Source organism: Raskinella chloraquaticus (SeqCode) (assembly GCF_021731865.1).
Lineage (GTDB): Bacteria > Pseudomonadota > Alphaproteobacteria > Rhizobiales > UBA4765 > Raskinella > Raskinella chloraquaticus.
On the sequence record NZ_JAKFWN010000011.1, the window covers coordinates 67,935 to 88,869 of the forward strand.

The window sequence follows — 20,935 nt, forward strand, 5'->3', positions numbered from 1 at the left end:
TGCCGGTCGGATCGCGCGCTTTTGTCTTTCGTCCGCTGGCGGTATTCGCTATCCTGACCAGGTTTCAAGGTAGAGCTCAATGAATCGTCAAGATCCCCGGCTCCCGATGATGAGCGAGGCCGTGATCGAATATCTCGATAATGATTTCCGCGTCGTGCGCGCGGGCGCTTTTGTGCGCTGCGCGGTAAGCGGCGCGCGCATTCCTCTTGAGGAATTACGCTATTGGTCGGTGGCGCGTCAGGAGGCCTATGCCTCGCCTGAGGCCGTGATCAAGGGGCGCGGCGAGACGGTGAAAGCGGTATCTTGAGCGCTGTTGCCGAGGTGCCAAGCCAGGCGATAAATTCATCCGGCGTGTCCAGCACAAGGTCGATACCGGCGACATTGACGAGGCCGGCCAGCGCCTGGCGCGTATAGGGATCTCCCAGAAGGCGCGCCTGATCCTTGGGCGTGGTGACGAGCGCCAGCCCCTCCGCAGCCGCCCGCCGCATCAGCTGATCAGCTTCGTGTTTCGCCAGCACGTGATGATCGGCAAAGGCAACGAAGCCGCCAATCTCGACACCTGCTTCGCTCAGGCTGGCACGAAACTTTTCTGGCCGGCCGATGCCGCAGAACGCCAGCACCTTCAGTCCTGCGAGCCGTCTTGCTGCATCATCCGCCACCAGCCTGCCGCGAAAAACCGGCTTTCCATGCTGAGCGGCGGTGAGCGCCACCGCCGCGCCGCGCGGTCCCTCACCGATGAGCAGAACGCCGTCACAAAGCTCGAACTGGGCGCCAAGCGGCGCGCGCAACGGACCGGCTGGAAAGACCCGTGCGTTGCCGATGCCGCTGACACTGTCGACGATGGCAAGGCGGCAGTCGCGCTTGAGCCGGGGGTTTTGCAGCCCGTCATCCATGAGGAGCAGGCTCGCCCCCTGCGCAACCGCCAGGCGGGCCGTCGCCAGGCGGTCAGCACCGATAACGACCGGCACCTCCTGCGCCATCAGGCTTGGTTCATCACCCACCTCGCCAGCGTGATGATGCGCCGGGTTCACCACAAGCGGGCCTTTCAGACTGCCGCCATACCCACGCGACAATACGAAGGGACGTTCGCCCAGCGAGCGGAAATGGCGGGCGAGAAAAAGGACAGTCGGTGTCTTGCCGGCGCCGCCAAGCGTGAAATTACCAACGCAGATAACCGGGACATCGACCGCGCCGGCCGGTGGCCGACGCAGCCGCGCTTGGCTGATCGCGCCGTACAACGCGGCAAAAGGAGCAACAAGCCGGCTGCGCCAGTTATCCTCATCCCAGAACGCCGGCGCTTTCACGCGTGAGCGTCCAGGCTGGTCTGGAGAAAGAAGGGTTCAAGCGCACGAAACACACGATCAACCGCCCCGCCGAGATTTTCAACCGCCACCCGGCCGAGAGCTGCCCGCTGCGCGCATTCAGACGGCGCGGACAGGCAGGCAACAAGAGCTGCCCCCAGGGCTGAGGCGTCAAGCACTTCGATCCCGCCGCCGGTACTATCGAGCGTACGGAAGACGTCGGCGAAATTATGCACATGCGGCCCGTGCAGAACGACGCGCTCAAGCTTGGCGGCCTCGATGGGATTATGACCACCGATGCGCTCGACGAGCGAGCCGCCGATAAAGGCGACCGCGGCGCTTCGATAGGCAAGCCCAAGCTCGCCAATCGTATCGAGGAGGAAGACGTCGGTCGAGGCCAGCGGAAAAGCTCCAGCCGAGCGGCGCGCGACCGAAAGGCCGCGTGCCTCGCACAGCCTTGCCACATCATCTCCCCGTTCGGGATGGCGCGGCGCAAGAATCAATCCCAGTCGCCGTCCGACAATTTGACGGGCGATAGCATGGGCGTCCAGCACAAGCTCATCTTCGCCGGCATGTGTGCTGGCAGCCGTCCATACCGCTCGCCCTGCAAAGCCCACGGCGAGGCGTGCCAGATGGTCGGCGTCGACGTCAAGGACGGGAACGTCGTATTTGATATTGCCAACATTGACCGTCCGCGTCGCCCCGAGCTGCGCCAGCCGCTCGCCGTCATCATCACTCTGCGCCAGCACCACCGCGAAATGGCCGAGCAGGTAACGGGCCACCTGGGGCGCAAACTTCCAGCGTTTGAACGAGCGCGGCGACATGCGGGCATTGACCAGGACGGCAGGAATGGTGCGCTGCCGGCACCCTTCAAGCAGATTGGGCCACAGCTCCTGCTCCATGAAGAGCGCCAAATCGGGCTTCCAGTGATCGAGGAACCGATTGACGGCGCCGGGCAGGTCAAAAGGTATGAATTGGTGGACGGCGCCGTCAGGCAGGCGCGGTTGCACCATGCGCGCTGATGTCACAGTCACCGTTGTCAGCAGCACCAGAGCGCCGCGCTCACGCAGGCGCCGGATCAGCGGTAACGCGCTCGCCACCTCACCGACGCTTGCCGCGTGGAGCCACACCAGGAGCCCGGACGGGCGGTGGAACGCTGCATGCCCGCGCCGTTCGCCAAGCCGTTTAGGATCTTCCTTGCCGCGCTGCACCCGGCGCATCACCATCAGGCGCACAACCGGCGCGGCGATATGCGACAGGCCACGGTAAAGCGAGAGCGGGAAAGGGCGACGGCGCGTCATCGCACGACACCTGACACAGTCACGCGCTGATCGGCGAGTTCGTAGGCGCGCACCATGATACGATCAAGTTCGCTTTCGACCGTAAGGCGGGCACTTTCGAGCGCCTGATCGTCGGCTTCGCTCGCCACACGGACCGGTTCGCCGAGCACCAGTGCCACCCGCGAAAAGGGAAGCGGCAGCTTTGCCTTATCCCAGGCGCGATTGAAACCGACCCGCCGCGCCGCGACGGCGGCAACGGGATAGATCGGCCGCCCGCTCAGCTTGCCAAGCAGCACGATGCCGCGCCCGGCTTTCTTGGCAATTTTCGGAACATCCGCAGTGCTCGCCACATTCCATCCTGTTTGCAACGCATCCACCATGTCGCGCAAGGCGCCAGCACCTCGTTTGCGAATCTCCACGCGCCCATGCGAGCCCGAGCCGCGAATAACTCCGATCCCCAGCCGCTCGATCGTCCGCGCATTGATCTCGCCATCGCGATGGCGCGAGATCAGAACCTTGATGCGATGATGCGGCAAAACCATGAGCGGCGAGGTGATATGTTCCCCATGCCACATCGCCATGATGACCGGCATGTCCGCCTCGACCAGGCGATAGAGATCCTCCGGCTCGTGCACGATCCGCGCCGTTGCCCTGACAAAGCGCATATAGGCGGCCACGATCGCCGCGACAGTGGACTGCGCCCACGACTGGCGCAGAATGGATTTCAGCATGGTGAGGCCGCTGGCTCGCTCACGCCGTCAGCCATGTCCGCCGCCTGCCGCGGACTTGCCGGTGCTGCTCTCCTCGACAGGCTCCAGCAAGCGATGCAGATGAACAACGAAATAGCGCATATGTGCATTATCAACGGTTGCCTGCGCCTTGCCGCGCCAGGCGGCGCGCGCACTTGCATAATTGGGATAAATGCCAACGATATCCAGCTTGTCGATATCGCGGAATTCATGGCTGTCGAGGCTCTTCAACTCGCCACCGAACACCAGATGCAGGAGCTGGCCATGATTGTCCGACATTCCTTGGTCTCCCGCGTTGCGAACCACGTTGCCACGGCCTACACCGCGACCCTGATGGGAGCAAGCACCCATGCCCGACGCTGCGGTAAAAACTGACTGACGGACTATATTTTATCATTCAATTCAGGAAATCACGCCGATGACAGCGAATTTATTCCCCTGTGCCGATCGCCTGCGTCTGGTCATGGCTCATCCTGCCTACCAGCTGGGAGAAGCGCTCGATGCGGCGCGTCCCGGCTTTGTCTGGCAGATGGCGCGCGACGTCGAGACGATGCTGGACATGGCGCGGGAAGCCGATGCGATGATCGTCTCCGGACTGTGGCGCGATGAGTTGCTGACGGCTGCTCCTCATCTGCGGTTCATCCAGTCGATCAGCGCCGGCGTCAATCATTTTCCGCTAGCGGCGATGCGCGCGCGGGGTATCCGTCTGGCCAGCGCCCAGGGGGTCAATAGCGGGGCAGTCGCCGAACACGCGCTGGCGCTGATGCTGGCATTGTCGCGCCATCTGCATCTGGCGCGCGACCGGCAGCAGGCAAAGACCTGGCGGCCGATGATCGGCAATCCCGCCATCCGCGAGCGCGAGCTTGCCGGCTTGACACTGTTGATTGTCGGGCTGGGCGGCATCGGCTGCAAGCTTGCCGGCTTCACCAAGGCGCTCGGAATGAGGGTGCTGGCGACCAAGCGCGATGTGTCGGACGTCAATGCCGCGGTTGACCAGGTGGTGCCAGCCGGTGATCTGCTTTCCGTCCTGCCGCAGGCCGATATCGTCGCGCTCACCTGCCCGCTGACGCCAGAGACGACCGGCATCATCAATGCCGAAGCCTTTATGGCGATGAAGGAGGGTGCCGTTCTCATCAATGTGGCGCGCGGAAAAGTAGTGGTCGAGGAGGCGATGATTACAGCGCTGCGGGCAGGTAAATTATCCGCAGCCGGTCTTGATTGCGTTGACATCGAGCCCCTGCCGGCGACGTCCCCGTTATGGGCCTTCGACAATGTCCTCATCACCCCGCACAGCGCCGGCGAGACGCGCTCCTATGAGGCGGGTGTCGTCGATCTGTTTCTCGATAATTTCGACCGGCTGACGCGTGGCGAGACACGGCTTCGCAACGAAATCGTTTAGGGTCCTGACCCTGGCCCTGCTGGCGACGCTGGACAGCCGCGACGGCGGCAGCTATACGCCTGCGTCTTGATGGTTCGAGCGCCCCGGCGCTGGAGCCTTCAGCCCAGATAGCTCAGTTGGTAGAGCATGCGACTGAAAATCGCAGTGTCGCTGGTTCGATTCCAGCTCTGGGCACCATTTAATTGAATGAAATCAAGATATTGGATTGCGCGTCGCTCTTCACGCAATACGCCCGCAAATCCTTGGGTGTCTCCGAGGTGCCGAGAAGCGTTTGCTTGAACGAAACGGAGTGACACGGGGCGAAGCGGTTTGGAAAGCTGATCAGTTGCGGTTCAGGCCAAATTCGCGCGTGTGAAGCCGGTCTTTCCACCAGCTTTCAATGCGAACGACATTGGAGGCTTCAAGGTCAGGTGACAGCCGTTGGAGGATCGAAAAGCTGAAATTTTCTGGCACACGCCCTCGCAATTCGACGTTGCCTCCATGGCCTGTGCTGGCATAGCTCAGCCATCGTCCGAACAGATTATCGGAGCCATAAGCGGAGCCGACATAGCCCTTGCCATCGCTGCGATCGAGGATGAAATAGACACCGCGCCAATGCTTCAGCGCTTCGCGCCACGACTTCGGCAGCACGTGCAGTTCGCTCATGGAGAGGCGGATCGTCTCCCATGGCGGCACGGCCTGCTCGAACAAGCTGTCTTCTGCAACCGAACGAACCCGGAATGTGTTCCTGTCCGCCCAGCGCCACCAAGAGCGTTCACCACCCGGCCAATCCACAACCAGCTTGCCGATCCAATCGGAATAGAAGGCGGTCAACACCAAGTCGAACCACAGCAGGTTCTCGCGCTCTTCGACCCAGCCGCGCATGCCCAAATCTCTCAAGCTCTGATGAGCTGGAATAGCCCAGTAGTCGGATTTGGTCAGCGCCCGAGCGCCGCGCCTTTCGAAAAGACCGGCGAAAACGGCTTTGCCCGTTTCGTGCCCGATGAAGGAGGCCACATGCGCCGAGCGTTGCATGGCAGCTTCCACCTGCCGCCCCTGCGTCTGCTGGTAGGCGTTGAAGACGCTTGGCTGTGCTCCAGCGAGCCAAAGGATCACGCGCCGAAGGTTTGGTTCGACGGGTCGATGCCGAAGCACCAGCACTGCCTTGGAATTGATGGTGTGACGTTCGAGCAGGTCGCTGAAATTCATACGCCCTCCATGTCCGACGATGGCGATCGTCCAAGAGCAAGCGAAACACCGCAAGCAAAAAAGAGCGAGGATCGCTATTTGCTGCTGATCGGCGCTGTCAGCCCGCAGCCCGGGCGATCACCCGGTCAATCAGCGTGTCATAATGATCAAGGGCCGCTTCAAGCGAGAATTGCCGGGCCCTTGCCTGCCGGGGCGCCGGATCGCCAGGGTTGGCAAGCTGCTCATCCAGCGCGCTCGCATAGCCATCGATGTCACCAATTTCGATGATCCGGCCCAAATCCGGCGAACCCAGAACTTCAGGCGGGCCGCCGCTCCTCGTCACCACGGCGGGAAGTCCAAACGACATCGCCTCCACGAGAGCCAGGCTGAAGGTTTCATGCATGGAAGCAAGTGCGAAGCATTTGGCTGCCGCCAATGTCTGATAGACTTGGCGCGAAAACCCGGGAAGGTGGACGCGATCAGCAATCCCCAGCTGATGTGACAGCGCTCTCACGTTCTGGCGCTCGGGCCCTTCGCCAAAAATGGTCAGTTGCGCATCTGGCGTTTTGGTGCGCGCAAAGGAGCGCACCATAAAGCTGAAATCCTTGTCCGGGACCATCCGGCCGATGGCCACCACATGAGGCGGCCTTGCGGCAAGCTCTGCTGCAGTAACGGGGGCGGGGAAGGGATCAATCGCCGCCGGATTATAAATTGTCGTCAGTTTCTGCGGATCGACCTTGAAACGGGCGATCATGTCGCCGCGCAGACTATCCGACACCGCAATCGTTGCCCCGGTCGAGGCCACCATATGGCGGGAGAATTGATAGCCGAGCCGGCTGAGAAATTGCGGCTCGTTTTCATAAAACCCATGATAGGACAGAATCGCCCGTCTGGCGCATCCGGCCCACCAGCTCGCAAACGTCAATTTCAAATTCGAAATGCTGATCGCCGACAAGACGACGTCGGGCGCCGTGCTTTTGAGCAGATGGGCAAGACCTTCGGTTGCCAGCGGGTGACGACGTGGCAATATGATCAGCCGCACGTCGTTGCTGAGAAAACGCAGATTCTCTTCGGCATGGAAATCGACAACAAAGGTCACTTTGTCGCCGCGGGCGGCGAAACCTGAGGCCAGTCGCGCCCATACGCGTTCAGCCCCGCCGCCAACCAGCGCATGCGTGTAGAAAAGGAGAGATCTTTGAGCCAAAAAGACACCCTTACGTCGAAAGCAGGCTAATCTATATCGCGGCTTGTTAAAAATTTAATCCCGACGCGCTGTTGTGGACGCTGACGGTGAGATCAAAACGATGGCGTTCATTTCTTTGCTGCTTCCGCGTGATGATTTTCAGGGCTGGCATGACGATTTGATCAAGATGCTGCGCAACGACACGCATCACGTCGTTGTGTCATGGCGACAGGGCAGGTCGACATTGCCGGGTATGGCGCTTGTTGAGGATTTGGAACGGCTGCTTGGCCGCCGTCATCGGCGTCCCCTCGTCAGCTGCAAGAGTGAGCCTCACGACATCATCGAGCAGGTGGCGCAGGACAGGCCGGACATCGTTTTCGATCTGAGCGGGGGCGACCATCCTGAGGCGGGTAGCGTCATTCCCCTTTTCGACGGGCTGGCGGGCGAGAATGCGCGCGACGCGGCGCTGTTTGATGAACGCGCTCCCCGGCTTCAGCTCGTCAGCTTGACCGGGGGTGATATGCATATCCTGGCTGATGCGCTGCCAGCCCTTGAGCACCCGTGGTCGCTGTCAGCAGGTCGTCATGCCATCGCTCAGCGCCTCGTTCACCTCATCAGGGCGGTGGCCCGCGACGGGTCAATACGGAGGGGCGTGGCGCGCAAATCGCCCGAGCATCGTTCCGGTTCGCCATTGACCTTCATCTCTCGCACCCTGACCGCGCGGATTGCCCGGCGCCTGAGAAAGCTCGTCGCTCATGACGGTCATTGGCGCATCGGCTGGCGCCGGATTGAGTCAGGCGGGAGCCTCTATGACACGCTGCGCATGCCCCCGGCCTCGCACTGGACGTGGCTTGATGATGATCGGCAACGGTATTTCGCCGATCCGTTTCCCTTCGAGCACCAGGGAACGACCTATGTGTTCTGTGAAGAATTTCCCTATGCAACGCGCTCCGGCATCATCAGCGTCTTCACGCTGGACGACCAGGGCCGGGCGACAAGACCCCGCCCGGTTCTCGACTGCGGCACGCATCTCTCCTACCCGTATGTCTTTGGCAAGAGCGGCCAGTTCTGGATGATGCCGGAGAATGCCGCAAACGGCGCTCTTGAACTTTATCGTGCCGACCCCTTCCCCGATCGCTGGGTCCTCGACAGAACGCTCATCGCCGGACGGCACCTGTCTGATGCGACGCCGTTTCGCATGAATGACCGGTGGTGGATGACGGCGGCTGACCATCGTTTCGGTGATTCGGCCTGGGATACGCTTGCCTTGTTTGAAAGCGACAGCCGTCTCGGGCCGTGGCGGGCCTGCGGGGAGGAGGCATTCATGATCGATGCCCGGTGTGCGCGCCCGGGCGGCGCGGTGGTCCGCCGCAACGGAGCATTGTGGCGCCCGGCCCAGGATTGCCTGTCGGGCTATGGCAGCGGGCTCACCTTATGCCGTATCGACGCGGTCAGCCGATCGGGCCTGGAGCAGACAGTCATGGCTCATCTTGGCCCGCCTGCCGGGGCGGCGTGCGACGGCGTGCATACGCTTAACCTCACCGACAGGTTCGAAATCATCGATGCCGCCGGTTGGGTATCAATGACGTCAGGCGCATCATCCGCGCTTCGGCGCTAGCGCGGGGCTTGCAGTTCCCCGGTGAGGTGGCGGATTATTAGTTGGCGCGCGTCGTCGATCCGCCCATCGTGACAGCTGGGGCCGATCATCGGAGGAAGGCATGAAAAAGGCATCCGGCCCTTTGCGGCGAAAGCCACTGCGTGAAGCGCGGGAGCCGCAGTCCAAGGGCGCGGTTCAGGCGGTTGATCGCGCCCTGCGGATACTTGAAGTCATCGCCGAGGCTGAGGCAGGGATGAGCCTGTCGGAAATCACCGAGCGCAGCGGCCTGTCCGCATCAACGGTGCACCGCATCCTGACGACGATGGAAGAGCGCCGTTTTGTTATGTTCGATGCGGCTGAAAGTGCCTGGCGTATCGGTCGACAGGCCCATAGCGTTGGCGCCTCCTTTGCCCGGCGCAACAATTTCATCGGCGCTGCCCTGCCTTTCCTGCGAGCATTGCGCGACAAGACGCGCGAGACCATCAATCTGGGGATTGCCGAGGCGGGCGAAGTGGTCATTCTCCACCAGGTCGAAAGCCGCGAGATCGTCCGCGCCATCACGCGTCCGGGCGGGCGCATCCCGATGACGTCGTCTGGCCTTGGCAAGGCCATCATGGCCCATTACGCAACGCCCGATATCGGCCATATCGTCAAGACGTTCGGTCTGCGTCGCCTGACGCCAAAATCAATCGTGCGGGCCGATGACCTCTTTGCAGCGCTCCATCGGATTCGCCAGGATGGCTATGCGCTTGATGATGAGGAGGCCAATCCGGGATTGCGTTGTGTTGCCTCTGCCGTCTTCAACAGCGATGGTGAGCCGTTATGCGCGATTTCACTCTCCGCTCCGGCTGCCCGTATATCCGATGAGCGGTTTCATCGCCTGGGACATATCGTGGCGCAGGTTGCCGTGGCGATTACCCAGTCATTGGGCGGCATCGTGCCTGAGCACAAGGACCGCGAGAGCGATGCGGCGGCACTCAGCGGCTAGCCGCCCGCTGCCGTTTGCCTCACGCAGCGTCGTGGCAGCATCAACGCCGGCCGTAATAAAAACGAAACCCTATCCCTTCAGCAAGCCAAGCAATGATGAAATCTGCTGGGCAGCCTCCTTCACCTTGCCGCCGATGGTATCGATATGGGCATCTGGAAGGCGTTCGGTCGGGCCTGAAATCGACAGGCCTGCCACCGGCTCGCCGAAACCGTTGAGGATGGGCGCAGCGATACAGCGCATGCCCTTGGCGCGTTCCTCGTTATCGACCGCAAAGCCCTTGCGCCGGATGATGTCGAGCTCGACCAGCAGCGCATCGGCAGTCAATATCGTGTTGGCGGTGAATGCCTCGAAGCCTGATTGCTGCAGAACGGCCCGCGTGCGCGGCAGATCGTACATGCTCAGCAATGCTTTGCCGATTCCCGAGGCATGAAATGGCGAAACGGTGCCGGGGCGAAAAAAAGCGCGGATGAACTGATGCGTCTCGATCTGGCTGACGAACAGCACATTTCCTTCCCACTCGATACCGAGATTCGACGTTTCCCCCATTTCCGCCGTCAGCTGGCGCATCACCGGGCGGCTGCGCTCGATGACATTGCTTCGCCGCAGGAACGCTGATCCGAGGCGAAACGCTTCCGGCCCGATATGCCATTCCTGGCTGTCCCTGCTGAGTTCGATCATGGCGCGCTGTTCGAGCGAATTGATCACGCGATGCATCGTCGCGACAGACTGCCCAAGCTCGGACGCGATTTGCGACAGGGTGACGCCGTCATGGGCAGCGACGACAGCCAGCACGTCAATTGCTCGATCAAGGGCTTGAATGGAGGGTTGCTGCGCATGCCCGGCGCTCTGCCGGGGGCGTCCGCGTCGTCGGTTTTCGCTCGTCATCGCTGTTCCGCCTGCGTTGCGCGCCGGCTTCAGGCTAGCGCACCGGAGGCCGGCTGTATACCGCTGTGAAAAAATCCAAGCCCATGTAATATATATACTTTTAATACATGAGAAAAAAAATGAAAAATTTTTTCAAAAATATATCGCAGCCGATCGATGCCTGCTAACTTGCGACCAACAAATGGAGAGACGCTCTGATGTTCATGCAAAATCCCATCTTCATTCCCGGGCCAACCAATATGCCGGAAGTCCTGCGCCGCGCCGTTGATATGCCGACGCTTGACCATCGCTCGCGCCATTTTGCCGACATTCTGCGCCCGGTGCTTGCCGGCGTCAAAAAGGTGGTGAAGAGCGACAGTGCCGAGATCTTTGTTTTCCCCTCGTCCGGCACGGGCGGCTGGGAGTGCGCGATCTCGAATACGCTGAGCCCGGGCGACCGCGTTCTGAGTGCGCGCTATGGCGTGTTCAGCCATCGCTGGATCGATATGTGCCGCCGCCACGGTCTTGCTGTCGATGTGATCGAGACGCCGTGGGGCGAGGGAACGCCGGCCGACCGCTTCGCCGAGGCGCTGGCTGCCGACAAGGCGCACGAAATCAAGGCCGTCCTGGTGACACACAATGAAACGGCGACGGGCGTTCGCTCCGACATCGCCAGCGTGCGGCGCGCGCTCGATTCGGTCGGCCATCCCGCCCTGCTGCTCGTCGACGGTGTCAGCTCGATCGGCTGCATGGATTTCCGCATGGCCGAATGGGGCGTTGACATCGCCATCACCGGTTCGCAAAAAGGCTTTATGCTGCCGGTTGGCCTTGCCATCCTGGCTTTTTCGCCCAAGGCGATGGAAGCCGTGAAATCGGCCAAATTGCCGCGGACTTTCTTTGATATTCGCGACATGGCGCGCGGCTACGCCATTAATGGCTATCCCTACACGCCCGCCGTGGGTCTCATGAACGGGCTCAAGCTTTCAACCGAAATGCTGTTGTCGGAAGGGCTTGATAACGTATTCGCCCGCCATTATCGCATTGCCAGCGGCGTTCGCGCGGCTGTCCATGCCTGGGGCCTGGAACTTTGTGCCCGCCGCGAAGAGCTTTATTCCGATACGGTCAGCGCCATCCGCACACCGGCCGGATTTGACGCCACCTCGATTGTCACTCACGCCTCGCAAAAATATGATGTGGCATTCGGCATGGGGCTTGGAGAACTCGGTGGCAAGGCTTTCAGAATCGGCCATCTCGGGGCCTTGACGGATGTCATGGCGCTCGCTGGAATCGCCACGCTCGAAATGTGCATGGTTGATCTGGGGCTCCCTGTCCGCCTGGGGTCAGGCGTCGCCGCCGCCCAGCAGGCCTACCGCAGCTCCGCCACGCTTGCCACCCAGGCCGCCGCCTGAACAAGGAACCAGACGCGCATGTATATCCCGACCTTCGATGACGTCCTTGCGGCCCATGATCGCATCAAGCCGCATATCCACCTTACCCCTGTCCTCACCTCGCGCATGATGAACGAGCTGACGGGGGCCGAGCTCTTCTTCAAATGCGAGAACCTGCAGAAGGCTGGCGCCTTCAAGGCGCGCGGCGCCTCGAATGCCGTCTTCAGCCTCACCGACGCTCAGGCGGCAAAAGGCGTTGCCACCCACTCCTCGGGCAATCACGGCACCTGCCTGAGCTACGCCGCCGGGCGTCGCGGCATTCCCTGCACCGTCGTCATGCCGCGGACCGCACCGCAGGCAAAGAAGGACGCGGTCAAGGGTTATGGTGGTCGTGTCGTCGAGTGCGAACCCTCCACGACCTCGCGCGAAGCGGTCTTTGCCGAAGTCGTGAAGGAAACGGGGGCTGAATTCGTCCACCCCTATAATGATCACCGCGTCATTGCCGGACAGGCGACATGTTCGAAGGAGCTGATCGAGCAGGTCAGCGGGCTTGACGCGGTCGTCGCCCCGATCGGCGGTGGCGGTATGGTCTCGGGCACCTGCCTGACACTTTCGAAGCTGGCGCCGCAGGTTAAAATCTATGCTGCCGAGCCCGAGCAGGCCGATGACGCCTACCGCAGCTTCAAGGCCGGTCACATCATCGCCGATGATGCCCCCAATACCATTGCCGATGGATTGAAGGTGCCGCTCAAGGAACTCACCTGGCACTTCGTCCGCAACCACGTGACCGACATTCTCACCGCCTCGGAGGACGAAATCATCGAGGCGATGAAGCTCACCTGGAAGCGCATGAAGATCGTCATGGAACCCTCCTGCGCTGTTCCCCTGGCGACCATCATCAAGAACAAGCACGTCTTTGCCGGCAAGCGCGTCGGCGTCATCATCACTGGCGGCAATGTCGACCTCGACAAGCTGCCCTGGCAATAAGCACGGAAAGAGGAAATCCCATGAACATGATCACCAAGCTGAACGATCTTGAAGTCGGGTTTGACGTCCCGGCACTTCCCGGCATGCGCGAACAGGACATTCAGACCCCGTGTCTGATCCTCGATCTCGACGCGCTGGAGCACAACATCAAGAAGATGGGCGACTACGCCAAGGCGCATGGCATGCGCCATCGCGCCCATGGCAAGATGCACAAATCGGTCGACGTGCTGCGCTTGCAGGAAAAGCTTGGCGGTGCGATTGGCGTATGCTGCCAGAAAGTGTCGGAAGCCGAGGTCTTCGCTCGTGGCGGCATCAAGGATGTGCTGGTCTCCAACCAGGTCCGCGATCCGGCCAAGATCGACCGTCTGGCCCGCCTGCCGAAATACGGCTCGCGCATCATCGTTTGCGTCGATGATGTCACCAACGTTGCCGATCTGTCGGCCGGCGCGGTGAAGCATGGCACGACGCTTGAGTGTTTTGTCGAGATCGATTGCGGCGCCGGGCGCTGCGGCGTCAAGACCGCCGCCGACGTCGTAGCGATCGCCAAGGCTATTGACGCTGCGCCGAACCTCAAATTCACAGGCATCCAGGCTTATCAGGGCGCCATGCAGCACATCGACAAGTTCGAGGATCGCAAGGCCAAGCTCGATGCGGCGATTGCCCAGGTCAGGGAATCGGTTGACGCGCTTGAAGCGGTCGGCCTGAAGCCTGAGCTGGTGAGCGGCGGCGGCACCGGCAGCTACTATTTCGAGAGCAATTCGAAGGTGTATAACGAGTTGCAATGCGGCAGCTACGCCTTCATGGATGCTGATTATGGACGTGTGCTCGACCAGGATGGCAAGCGGATCGACCAGGGCGAGTGGAAGAACGCGCTGTTCATCCTGACCAGCGTCATGAGCCACGCCAAGGCCGACAAAGCCATTTGCGATGCCGGGCTGAAGGCACAGTCGGTTGATTCCGGCCTGCCGTTCATCTTCGGGCGCGACGATGTCAAATACATCAAATGCTCCGACGAGCACGGCGTCATCGATGACCCGAAGGCGGTTCTCAAGATCAACGAGAAGCTGCGTCTGGTGCCCGGTCATTGCGATCCCACCTGCAACGTCCATGACTGGTATGTGGGGGTGCGCAACGGCGTCGTCGAAGTGGTGTGGCCGGTATCGGCGCGCGGCAAGGCCTATTGATCACGCGACATGAGGGGCGCGGTCCACAGCCAAGCGACCCGCCCCTGTCACCATCAGAGAGACGAGCATGATTATCGTACCGGAAAAAGCGATCGGCGAACTGATATCGCCGTCTGAATGCCTGGCGGCTGTCGAGCAGGTGTTTGCCTCCATGGCGCGGCGCAGCGCCTATAATTTTCCGGTCATCCGTGAGGCGATTGGCTATCAGGACGCGCTCTATGGCTTCAAATCGGGGTTTGACCGCGATGGCCCGACGCTTGGCCTGAAGGCAGGTGGCTTCTGGCCCCACAACATGGCCAAGGGCATCACCAACCATCAATCCTCGGTCTTCCTGTTCGATGCCGATACCGGTCGCTGCCGCGCCATCGTTGGCGGCAATCTGCTGACGGCGCTTCGTACTGCCGCTGCCTCCTCCCTGTCGATCCGCTACCTCGCCCGCACCGACGCGAAAGTGATCGGCATCATCGGGGCTGGCCATCAATCGGCTTTCCAGCTGCGCGCTGCCCTCGGTCAGCGCAAATTCGAGCGGGTGGTGGGGTGGAATGTCGAGCCTGACATGCTGAAGCGTGTAGCCGACGTTGCAGCCGAGGCAGGTCTGCCGTTCGAACCGGTCTCTCTCGACCAGCTCGGCGCGGTGGCCGACGTCATCATCACCATCACCTCGTCATTCAATGCCATCCTGAAGGCTGATCAGGTGCGGCCCGGAACCCATATCGCCTGCATGGGGACCGATACCAAGGGCAAGCAGGAGGTCGAGGCGGCGCTGGTGGCAAAAGCAACCGTCTTCACCGATGAAATAGCCCAGTCGGTGACAATCGGTGAATGCCAGCACGCGATCAGCGCCGGGCTGATCAAGGATAGCCAGATCACCGAAATCGGCCAGGTGATCATCGGCAAGCATCCGGGGCGCTCGTCTGCGGATGAGATCACGCTCTTCGATGGCACCGGCGTCGGCCTGCAGGATCTCGCGGTGGCGTCAGCCGTCGTCGATCTGGCGATTGCCAAAGGGGCGGCAATCGAGGTGGAGTTCTGACCCGATAGCGATAATTATCGCGGGCCATCATCGGCCGCGAGGCTGGTTTCGCCTGACCTGAACAGGCGATGGCCAGCCCCCACCTTCGCAGCCTGCCGCGCTGATACCATGATCAGAAAGTCTGCTGTTAGCGGCACGATATCCGTTGGATCGCCAGACCAAAGTGAGACGCAGGAGCAATTGCGCGTCTCAACGTATTTTCGCGCGGGTCAAACCCTATTTCTCGACAAACGCCTTCTCGATGACGAATTCGCCCGGCGTATGGCTGGCGCCTTCGTTGAAGCCGCGCGCGGTGAGAAGGGTACGCAGATCGCCAATCATCGCCGGGCTGCCGCACAGCATGGCACGGTCAAAGGCTGAATCGAGCGGCGGCACGCAGATGTCGCTCGTCAGGCGGCCGGAGTTGATCAGCTGGGTGATGCGACCGCGATGGGTGAACGGCTCGCGGGTGACGGCTGGATAATAAATGAGCTGGTTTGCCGCCATCTCGCCCACCAACGGATCGTCATTGATCTCTTCGACATGCTGGCGGCCATAGGTGAGTTCGCTGGCAAAGCGGCAGCCATGGACCAGGACGACCTTGGCGAAGCGCTCATAGGCACGCGGGTCGCGGATGATGCTGAGGAACGGCGCAAGGCCCGTGCCGGTCGACAGGAGGTAGAGATTGCGGCCAGGCTTCACATTGTCGAGAACGAGGGTGCCGGTCGGCTTGGCACCAACAAGGATGGGGTCGCCGACCTTGATGTTCTGCAGCTTCGAGGTGAGCGGGCCATTCGCCACCTTGATGGAAAAGAACGACAGCGTGTCATCATAGGCAGAGCCTGCCATGGAATAGGCGCGCAGCAGCGGCTTGCCGTCGATTTCAAGCCCGATCATGACGAACTGCCCGCTGTCGAAGCGGAAGGACGGGCTGCGGGTCGTCTTGAAACTGAACAGATTTTCCGTCCAGTGCTCGACGTCAAGAACGGTTTCGGCGCGTAGCGCACTCATGGCTCACATCCATATTCGCGGTGAGGGCCGAGAAACACCTTGTATCGGCCGATATTCCATGAGGTGGTATACCAGTTAGCGCTCCGACTCAAGATATTGCAGCGCACCATTTTACCCGAAACAACCCTGCGCTTGACCCTAAATGCCGTGGGGAAGAATTTTATTCCCATGCGAGCGAGGACGACGTAACGAAATGGTCGCCTAAATTGCCAGCGCAGAAGAATGCCGTCGGCTTTGACATTTTCGTGAGGCTGCCATGCGCCAACGCTCCCCGCTCCCCAATCGCGTCGATCCGTTCGGCCGTTTTCTGGCAACCCCGGCGCGCGGGACAGTGATGGGCAATCGTGGTGGCAGGCTGCACCGGGACGATCAGAGCCCTGGGCGGCGGGCTTATGTATCGCGCCGCTGGATCTGTTGCGTGCTTGCGTTCAAGGGCCGCCAGCGACAGGTCTGGGGCAAGGGCTACAGCGAATTGTTTTTTCTCGACGAGGTGGTGGCGCTCGCCGCCGGCCATCGCCCCTGCGCCGAATGCCGGCGCGCTGCGTTCCGCGCCTATGCGGCGGCGTGCGGCTATCGATTTGCCGATGAGATGGATATGGCGCTCCGCCAGCAGCGGCTGGTGCAACCATCCCTGTCCTGCCGGCTTGACGAGCTACCGGACGGCGCGGTGGCAGCCGCAGGTGCGAGCGCCGTCACCCGGCGGGAGGGCAGGGTCTATCGCTACTCGCCCGCAGGGTGGGAGCAGACGAGGACGCCAAACGCGGCCGTCACTGTGCTAACCCCCGCACTCAGCATCAGCGCGCTTGGCGCCGGTTACAGGCCGATCTGGCATCCAAGCGCGATGATTTGCTGAACACAACGCGCGTTGTGCCGATCGGCACGCCAAAAAAGCTGATATTTGCGTCGTTGACTGCCAGCCCATCGGGATCAAGACGGATGACATCGCTGAAATGAAGGCGGGTGGTTGAGCGGTCGCGCCTGTTTTTAAGCTCGATATCATAGGCAAGGCGCACAACATCGCCATCCTGCCAGATCACCGCCTCGCCGATGACATCCTCACGCTGCCCCGCATAGCGGCCATTGGCGAAACGGGTGAAGACCCAGGTCTTGCGCTCCTTTTCGCCATCATCATAGACGAAATCCTCAACGAGAATAAACCGGCCGCCGACCGCTTTGCCGCGCGTTACGACACAAAAACGTCGTTCAAGCCCGGCGATCGGCACCGAAACCGTCCCTTCGCCAATGGTCTGACCCGCAAACCAGCGCTCAAGGACAAGCGGCGCAGCATTCGCCGGCGTCAGCGCGCTGAAGCTGCCCGCCAGCACAGTGAGGGCAAGGCACGTCTCTTTCCAGCGCCAACGGCCAAGGTTCATTTGCTTCATGACTTTCTCCCGGTTATCTGACAATACGACGCGCACGCTGTTTCGGATGCCCGGCCTTCCGATCGATCAAGCGTTGCGCCAAAGCGCGACCTTGGTTAAATGCTTCCCGTCAACGGGGCAGGGCGCATTCTGGCGTCGCCACAAAGCCTCTATCAGGAGTTCGCATGTCGACTTTCGAAACCATCGCCGACATCATTGCCGAGACATGCAGTCTCGAGCGTGACAAGATCACGCCGGCGAGCCATGCCATCGATGAGCTTGGCATTGATAGCCTGGATTTCCTCGATGTCACCTATGCTATCGACAAGAAATTCGGCGTCAAGCTGCCGGTCGAGCAATGGACGCAGGATATCTCGGATGGTCGGGCCAAGACCGAACAATATTTCGTGCTTGGAAATCTGTCGGCTGAAATCGACAGGCTGGTCGCCGCCAAAACGGCATGAGCCGGTTCCAGCGCCGGGCCGTCGCTGCGCTTGAGGCTCGTTGACCATGGAACTTGAATATTTCCAGATGATCGACGAAGTGGTGGCGCTTGATCAGGCGGCCGCCACGTCGCGTTCGCGGGCGACAGTGCCGCTCACGAGCCCGGTATTCGAGGGCCATTTTCCGGGCTATCCCCTGATGCCGGGCGTTATGCTGATCGAGACGCAGGCGCAAGCGGCGGGCTATCTCATTCTCGCGCTCAACGGATTTACCCGCATGCCTTTTCTGTCCGGCGTGAAGGAAGCAAAGCTGCGCTCCTTCGTTGAGCCCGGCCAGATGCTCGATATCGACGCGCGCCTCATCCACGAGGGGTCGGGCTATTCGATTGCCAAAACGGCGATTGCCAGCGGCGGCAAGAAAGTGTGCGACGCGGAAATCCTCTTTCGTATCATGCCGTTTCCCGATGACGCGTTTGCAGGTGTGATGCGCAAGCGGGCGCAGCAACTGCGCCTGCTCACAGAGGCAGGCAGCTCATGAGACATCCGCGTGACGTGGTCATCACCGGGATCGGTCTGGTGACATCTCTGGGGGTTGGCAATGACGCCAACTGGCAGGCCTTGCGCGCGGGCGTGGCGCCGGTGATCGATCTCGCCGTGACGCCACCTTTTCCCGTCCACCCCATCGCGCCCATTGACTATGATCAGCAGATTCCGCGCAAGGGTGATCAGCGGCAGATGGAGCCGTGGCAGCGCATCGGCGTCTATGCGGCGGGACTTGCCCTGCAGGATGCGGGCGTTGCTGGCAATGGCGAGCTTCTGGGCCGCACGCATATGGTGACGGCAGCAGGTGGCGGCGAGCGCGATATCGCGGTTGATGAAGCGATCATGTCGGGCATGCGCCAGGCGCAGAACAAGGGTGCCTATCTCAATGAGCGGCTGGCCAATGATCTGCGCCCGACGCTCTTTCTGGCACAATTGTCAAACCTGCTGGCTGGCAACATCTCGATCGTGCACGGCGTCGTCGGCTCGTCGCGGACCTTCATGGGGGAAGAACCGGCGGGGTTCGATGCCCTGCGCATCATGGCGGCACGCATCCGCGCCGGCCAGGCCGATCTTGGGCTCGTCGGCGGCTCCTATTCGGCGCATCGCCCGGATATGAGCATCATCTATGCCTTCGCCAACGGGCTGATCAAGGATCACTATGTGCCCGTATGGGAGCGGGCGGCACAGGGTGGTGGCATGATCATGGGCGGGGTGGGCGCATTTCTGGTCATCGAGGCGCGCGAACATGCCGAGGCGCGTAACATGCGGGTGCTCGCCAGTCTCGGCGCCATTGCGGTTGATCGTGGCGCGCGCTCACCGGGCGCCACTGCCGACCGGCTGTCACGGCTGTGGCGGGGCGTGGCGCCGGCGATGACGAACGAGACCATGGGCGTCCTTTCGGGCGCCAGCGGTATCGCGACCGCAACCACCGAGGAGCATGCCTTTCTCACGACACTTGCCAGGGAACGCGCGATTGCGGTGCGCGCCACCGGCTCACGTCTTGGCCATTCGTTCGAAGCCAGCGCGCCAGCCAATGTGGCGCTTGCAGCGCTTGCCCTGTCGCGCGACGATTTCCTGCCGGCTTTTGGAAACGACGTCATCGAAACCGCTGCTGCAACGCCATCGCATATCCTGGTGACAAGCGTTGGGCATTGGCGTGGCGAAGGCCTGATCATGGTTGGCAAAGCCTGAGGAGACGGCAATGAAGGATCATGATTCACAAGGTCGTCCGATCGTCGTCGTCACCGGCGCTGGCATGATCACCTCGCTTGGCGCCGGAAAGCACGAGAACTGGCGCCAGCTTGCCGCCGGACAATCAGGCATCAAGCTTATCGAACGCTTTCCCACCGACGGGCTCAAGACGCGGATTGGCGGCACCGTCGACTTTTTGCTCAAGGAGGCAGTCTCCAGCCCTGAACTGTCACATGCGCTGGCCGAAACGGCGGCAGACGAGGCCATCGTGCAGGCGAAGATCGGCGCACCGGGGCGTTTCCCCGGCCCCTTGTTCATCGCCGTTCCCCCGGTCGAGGTTGAATGGCCGCATCGTGAAACCCTGGCGCGCGAACTGAACGCGGACGGGCCCATCACCTATCCCGATCTGTGGCGCAATGTTGCCGGGCGTCACGGCGACTGGCACCCTCTCTTTCTTTATGGCGGGGTTGCGGAGCGTATCGCTGATCGCTTCGGGACGCTCGGCTCGCCGATCTCGCTGTCGACCGCCTGCGCGTCAGGGGCGACCGCCATACAGCTTGGCGTCGAGGCGATCCGGCGCGGTGAAACGGACGCCGCGCTGACGGTCGGCACGGATGGCTCGATCCATCCCGAAACCCTCGTCCGCTTTTCGCTGCTGTCGGCGCTGTCCACCCAGAATGATCCGCCGGAGGGAGCCTCCCGTCCCTTTTCGAAAAACCGTGGCGGCTTTGTCATGGCCGAGGGCGCGGCGGCGCTGGTCCTGGAAAGCCTGTCATCAGCCCGCGCGCGGGGCGCCACCATTCTCGGCGTGGTTGAGGGCTGCGGCGAGCGGGCGGAAAGCTTCCACCGCACCCGGCCCAATCCCGACGGCAAGGCGATGATGGCGTCGATGACGCTGGCGCTCGAGGATGCCGGCGTCACGGCAGGTGATATCGATTACATCAACGCGCACGGCACCAGCACACCGGAAAACGACAAGATGGAGGCGCTGGCCTGCAGCGCCGTCTTCGGCGATCATATGGCGAGCGTGCCGATCTCGTCGAACAAATCGATGATCGGCCATACGTTGACGGCAGCTGGCGCTGTCGAGGCGGTGATCTCGCTGATGACGATTGCCAACCAGACACTGCCACCCACAATCAATTATGCTCTGCCGGACCCGACGATCAGCCTCGACGTTGTTCCCAACTCCGCACGAGCCGCCCGCGTCAGGCGCGTCATGTCGAATTCCTTCGGCTTTGGCGGACAGAATGTCGCGCTCGTGCTTGCCGGCGAACCGGTGTGAAC

Annotated in this window: 22 protein-coding genes and 1 tRNA gene; 14 read left to right on the plus strand and 9 right to left on the minus strand. The window is 61.6% G+C overall.

The window, feature by feature from the left end; translation table 11 throughout:
- The first annotated feature begins 79 nt into the window (after positions 1–79).
- Entirely contained in the window at positions 80–307 is a 228-nt protein-coding gene (locus tag ACINK1_RS04810) for a DUF2093 domain-containing protein (RefSeq protein WP_376802246.1), read from the plus strand.
- Here ACINK1_RS04810 and lpxK read toward each other — a convergent pair.
- From lpxK to ACINK1_RS04830, 4 genes are read right to left on the minus strand one after another with little or no spacing between them, the layout of a single operon-like run.
- Positions 270–1,304 carry a tetraacyldisaccharide 4'-kinase gene (gene lpxK / locus ACINK1_RS04815; RefSeq protein WP_376802247.1) on the minus strand — a complete coding sequence of 345 codons (1,035 nt, stop codon included), beginning with the start codon at positions 1,302–1,304 and terminating at the stop codon, positions 270–272. The genes ACINK1_RS04810 and lpxK overlap by 38 nt on opposite strands.
- The gene (locus ACINK1_RS04820; RefSeq protein ID WP_376802248.1) at positions 1,301–2,602 is read right to left on the minus strand and encodes a 3-deoxy-D-manno-octulosonic acid transferase; all 1,302 of its coding nucleotides are present in this window, start codon (positions 2,600–2,602) and stop codon (positions 1,301–1,303) included. The genes lpxK and ACINK1_RS04820 overlap by 4 nt, the downstream gene beginning before the upstream one ends.
- The gene (locus ACINK1_RS04825) at positions 2,599–3,312 is read right to left on the minus strand and encodes a lysophospholipid acyltransferase family protein (RefSeq protein ID WP_376802249.1); all 714 of its coding nucleotides are present in this window, start codon (positions 3,310–3,312) and stop codon (positions 2,599–2,601) included. Before ACINK1_RS04825 ends, ACINK1_RS04820 begins: the two co-directional genes overlap by 4 nt.
- Before the next feature lie 27 nt (positions 3,313–3,339).
- On the minus strand, positions 3,340–3,609 hold the full coding sequence (locus ACINK1_RS04830) for a DUF4170 domain-containing protein (protein WP_376802250.1): 270 nt from the start codon (positions 3,607–3,609) through the stop codon (positions 3,340–3,342).
- Between the two features lie 139 nt (positions 3,610–3,748).
- On the opposite strand from ACINK1_RS04830, the gene ACINK1_RS04835 reads away from it, so the two are divergent.
- Together ACINK1_RS04835 and ACINK1_RS04840 are read left to right on the plus strand one after the other, a co-directional pair.
- Positions 3,749–4,729, plus strand: coding sequence for a D-2-hydroxyacid dehydrogenase (locus ACINK1_RS04835; RefSeq protein WP_376802252.1), 981 nt, complete (start codon positions 3,749–3,751; stop codon positions 4,727–4,729).
- 101 nt (positions 4,730–4,830) lie between these two features.
- Positions 4,831–4,906, plus strand: a tRNA-Phe gene (locus ACINK1_RS04840).
- Between the two features lie 144 nt (positions 4,907–5,050).
- Here the strand turns inward: ACINK1_RS04840 and ACINK1_RS04845 are convergent.
- Both ACINK1_RS04845 and ACINK1_RS04850 read right to left on the minus strand, forming a co-directional pair.
- The gene (locus ACINK1_RS04845) at positions 5,051–5,917 is read right to left on the minus strand and encodes a GIY-YIG nuclease family protein (protein WP_376802253.1); all 867 of its coding nucleotides are present in this window, start codon (positions 5,915–5,917) and stop codon (positions 5,051–5,053) included.
- 97 nt (positions 5,918–6,014) lie between these two features.
- The gene (locus ACINK1_RS04850) at positions 6,015–7,100 is read right to left on the minus strand and encodes a glycosyltransferase (protein ID WP_376802255.1); all 1,086 of its coding nucleotides are present in this window, start codon (positions 7,098–7,100) and stop codon (positions 6,015–6,017) included.
- A 100-nt stretch (positions 7,101–7,200) separates the two neighbouring features.
- Here ACINK1_RS04850 and ACINK1_RS04855 point away from each other — a divergent pair, with 100 nt between their 5' ends.
- A complete protein-coding gene (locus ACINK1_RS04855; RefSeq protein WP_376802256.1) occupies positions 7,201–8,697 on the plus strand; it encodes a hypothetical protein in 1,497 nt (498 codons plus the stop codon).
- A gap of 100 nt (positions 8,698–8,797) precedes the next feature.
- On the plus strand, positions 8,798–9,664 hold the full coding sequence (locus ACINK1_RS04860) for an IclR family transcriptional regulator (RefSeq protein WP_376802257.1): 867 nt from the start codon (positions 8,798–8,800) through the stop codon (positions 9,662–9,664).
- A 69-nt stretch (positions 9,665–9,733) separates the two neighbouring features.
- Here ACINK1_RS04860 and bhcR read toward each other — a convergent pair whose 3' ends face one another.
- On the minus strand, positions 9,734–10,549 hold the full coding sequence (bhcR, locus tag ACINK1_RS04865) for an HTH-type transcriptional regulator BhcR (RefSeq protein WP_376802258.1): 816 nt from the start codon (positions 10,547–10,549) through the stop codon (positions 9,734–9,736).
- Positions 10,550–10,746: 197 nt separating this feature from the next.
- Between bhcR and bhcA the strand changes: the two genes are divergently transcribed.
- From bhcA to bhcD, 4 genes are all read left to right on the plus strand, one after another.
- The gene (bhcA, locus tag ACINK1_RS04870) at positions 10,747–11,937 is read left to right on the plus strand and encodes an L-aspartate--glyoxylate aminotransferase BhcA (RefSeq protein ID WP_376802259.1); all 1,191 of its coding nucleotides are present in this window, start codon (positions 10,747–10,749) and stop codon (positions 11,935–11,937) included.
- An 18-nt stretch (positions 11,938–11,955) separates the two neighbouring features.
- The gene (gene bhcB / locus ACINK1_RS04875) at positions 11,956–12,903 is read left to right on the plus strand and encodes a beta-hydroxyaspartate dehydratase BhcB (protein ID WP_376802260.1); all 948 of its coding nucleotides are present in this window, start codon (positions 11,956–11,958) and stop codon (positions 12,901–12,903) included.
- A gap of 20 nt (positions 12,904–12,923) precedes the next feature.
- Entirely contained in the window at positions 12,924–14,087 is a 1,164-nt protein-coding gene (gene bhcC / locus ACINK1_RS04880) for a 3-hydroxy-D-aspartate aldolase BhcC (RefSeq protein WP_376802262.1), read from the plus strand.
- Between the two features lie 67 nt (positions 14,088–14,154).
- Positions 14,155–15,120, plus strand: coding sequence for an iminosuccinate reductase BhcD (gene bhcD, locus ACINK1_RS04885; RefSeq protein ID WP_376802263.1), 966 nt, complete (start codon positions 14,155–14,157; stop codon positions 15,118–15,120).
- 216 nt (positions 15,121–15,336) lie between these two features.
- Here bhcD and ACINK1_RS04890 read toward each other — a convergent pair whose 3' ends face one another.
- Positions 15,337–16,110 (minus strand): ferredoxin--NADP reductase, encoded by a 774-nt coding sequence (locus ACINK1_RS04890; protein ID WP_376802264.1) that lies wholly within the window; start codon positions 16,108–16,110, stop codon positions 15,337–15,339.
- Between the two features lie 256 nt (positions 16,111–16,366).
- Here ACINK1_RS04890 and ACINK1_RS04895 point away from each other — a divergent pair, with 256 nt between their 5' ends.
- Positions 16,367–16,963, plus strand: a complete 597-nt coding sequence (locus ACINK1_RS04895) for a hypothetical protein (RefSeq protein WP_376802265.1) — start codon at positions 16,367–16,369, stop codon at positions 16,961–16,963.
- On the opposite strand, the gene ACINK1_RS04900 is transcribed toward ACINK1_RS04895, so the two are convergent.
- Positions 16,905–17,492 carry a DUF3833 family protein gene (locus ACINK1_RS04900; RefSeq protein ID WP_376802266.1) on the minus strand — a complete coding sequence of 196 codons (588 nt, stop codon included), beginning with the start codon at positions 17,490–17,492 and terminating at the stop codon, positions 16,905–16,907. The genes ACINK1_RS04895 and ACINK1_RS04900 overlap by 59 nt on opposite strands.
- Positions 17,493–17,656: 164 nt before the next feature.
- Between ACINK1_RS04900 and ACINK1_RS04905 the strand changes: the two genes are divergently transcribed.
- Genes ACINK1_RS04905 through ACINK1_RS04920 form a run of 4 tightly spaced genes read left to right on the plus strand, consistent with a single transcriptional unit; the run spans position 17,657 to position 20,933 of the window.
- On the plus strand, positions 17,657–17,935 hold the full coding sequence (locus ACINK1_RS04905; RefSeq protein WP_395760009.1) for an acyl carrier protein: 279 nt from the start codon (positions 17,657–17,659) through the stop codon (positions 17,933–17,935).
- 46 nt (positions 17,936–17,981) lie between these two features.
- Positions 17,982–18,452, plus strand: a complete 471-nt coding sequence (locus tag ACINK1_RS04910; protein ID WP_376802268.1) for a 3-hydroxyacyl-ACP dehydratase FabZ family protein — start codon at positions 17,982–17,984, stop codon at positions 18,450–18,452.
- The gene (locus ACINK1_RS04915; protein ID WP_376802269.1) at positions 18,449–19,648 is read left to right on the plus strand and encodes a beta-ketoacyl-ACP synthase; all 1,200 of its coding nucleotides are present in this window, start codon (positions 18,449–18,451) and stop codon (positions 19,646–19,648) included. Before ACINK1_RS04910 ends, ACINK1_RS04915 begins: the two co-directional genes overlap by 4 nt.
- A gap of 10 nt (positions 19,649–19,658) precedes the next feature.
- Positions 19,659–20,933 carry a beta-ketoacyl-ACP synthase gene (locus ACINK1_RS04920; protein WP_376802271.1) on the plus strand — a complete coding sequence of 425 codons (1,275 nt, stop codon included), beginning with the start codon at positions 19,659–19,661 and terminating at the stop codon, positions 20,931–20,933.
- The last annotated feature ends 2 nt before the right edge of the window (positions 20,934–20,935 follow it).

Excerpts from the sequence above, each read along its gene's own strand:
- ACINK1_RS04810 (WP_376802246.1), top strand. The coding sequence starts at position 80 with ATGAATCGTCAAGATCCCCGGCTCCCGATGATGAGCGAGGCCGTGATC.
- ACINK1_RS04820 (WP_376802248.1), bottom strand. The coding sequence starts at position 2,602 with ATGACGCGCCGTCGCCCTTTCCCGCTCTCGCTTTACCGTGGCCTGTCG.
- ACINK1_RS04825 (WP_376802249.1), bottom strand. The coding sequence starts at position 3,312 with ATGCTGAAATCCATTCTGCGCCAGTCGTGGGCGCAGTCCACTGTCGCG.
- ACINK1_RS04830 (WP_376802250.1), bottom strand. The coding sequence starts at position 3,609 with ATGTCGGACAATCATGGCCAGCTCCTGCATCTGGTGTTCGGTGGCGAG.
- ACINK1_RS04835 (WP_376802252.1), top strand. The coding sequence starts at position 3,749 with ATGACAGCGAATTTATTCCCCTGTGCCGATCGCCTGCGTCTGGTCATG.
- ACINK1_RS04845 (WP_376802253.1), bottom strand. The coding sequence starts at position 5,917 with ATGAATTTCAGCGACCTGCTCGAACGTCACACCATCAATTCCAAGGCA.
- ACINK1_RS04855 (WP_376802256.1), top strand. The coding sequence starts at position 7,201 with ATGGCGTTCATTTCTTTGCTGCTTCCGCGTGATGATTTTCAGGGCTGG.
- ACINK1_RS04860 (WP_376802257.1), top strand. The coding sequence starts at position 8,798 with ATGAAAAAGGCATCCGGCCCTTTGCGGCGAAAGCCACTGCGTGAAGCG.
- bhcR (WP_376802258.1), bottom strand. The coding sequence starts at position 10,549 with ATGACGAGCGAAAACCGACGACGCGGACGCCCCCGGCAGAGCGCCGGG.
- bhcA (WP_376802259.1), top strand. The coding sequence starts at position 10,747 with ATGTTCATGCAAAATCCCATCTTCATTCCCGGGCCAACCAATATGCCG.
- bhcB (WP_376802260.1), top strand. The coding sequence starts at position 11,956 with ATGTATATCCCGACCTTCGATGACGTCCTTGCGGCCCATGATCGCATC.
- bhcC (WP_376802262.1), top strand. The coding sequence starts at position 12,924 with ATGAACATGATCACCAAGCTGAACGATCTTGAAGTCGGGTTTGACGTC.
- bhcD (WP_376802263.1), top strand. The coding sequence starts at position 14,155 with ATGATTATCGTACCGGAAAAAGCGATCGGCGAACTGATATCGCCGTCT.
- ACINK1_RS04890 (WP_376802264.1), bottom strand. The coding sequence starts at position 16,110 with ATGAGTGCGCTACGCGCCGAAACCGTTCTTGACGTCGAGCACTGGACG.
- ACINK1_RS04895 (WP_376802265.1), top strand. The coding sequence starts at position 16,367 with ATGCGCCAACGCTCCCCGCTCCCCAATCGCGTCGATCCGTTCGGCCGT.
- ACINK1_RS04900 (WP_376802266.1), bottom strand. The coding sequence starts at position 17,492 with ATGAAGCAAATGAACCTTGGCCGTTGGCGCTGGAAAGAGACGTGCCTT.
- ACINK1_RS04905 (WP_395760009.1), top strand. The coding sequence starts at position 17,657 with ATGTCGACTTTCGAAACCATCGCCGACATCATTGCCGAGACATGCAGT.
- ACINK1_RS04910 (WP_376802268.1), top strand. The coding sequence starts at position 17,982 with ATGGAACTTGAATATTTCCAGATGATCGACGAAGTGGTGGCGCTTGAT.
- ACINK1_RS04915 (WP_376802269.1), top strand. The coding sequence starts at position 18,449 with ATGAGACATCCGCGTGACGTGGTCATCACCGGGATCGGTCTGGTGACA.
- ACINK1_RS04920 (WP_376802271.1), top strand. The coding sequence starts at position 19,659 with ATGAAGGATCATGATTCACAAGGTCGTCCGATCGTCGTCGTCACCGGC.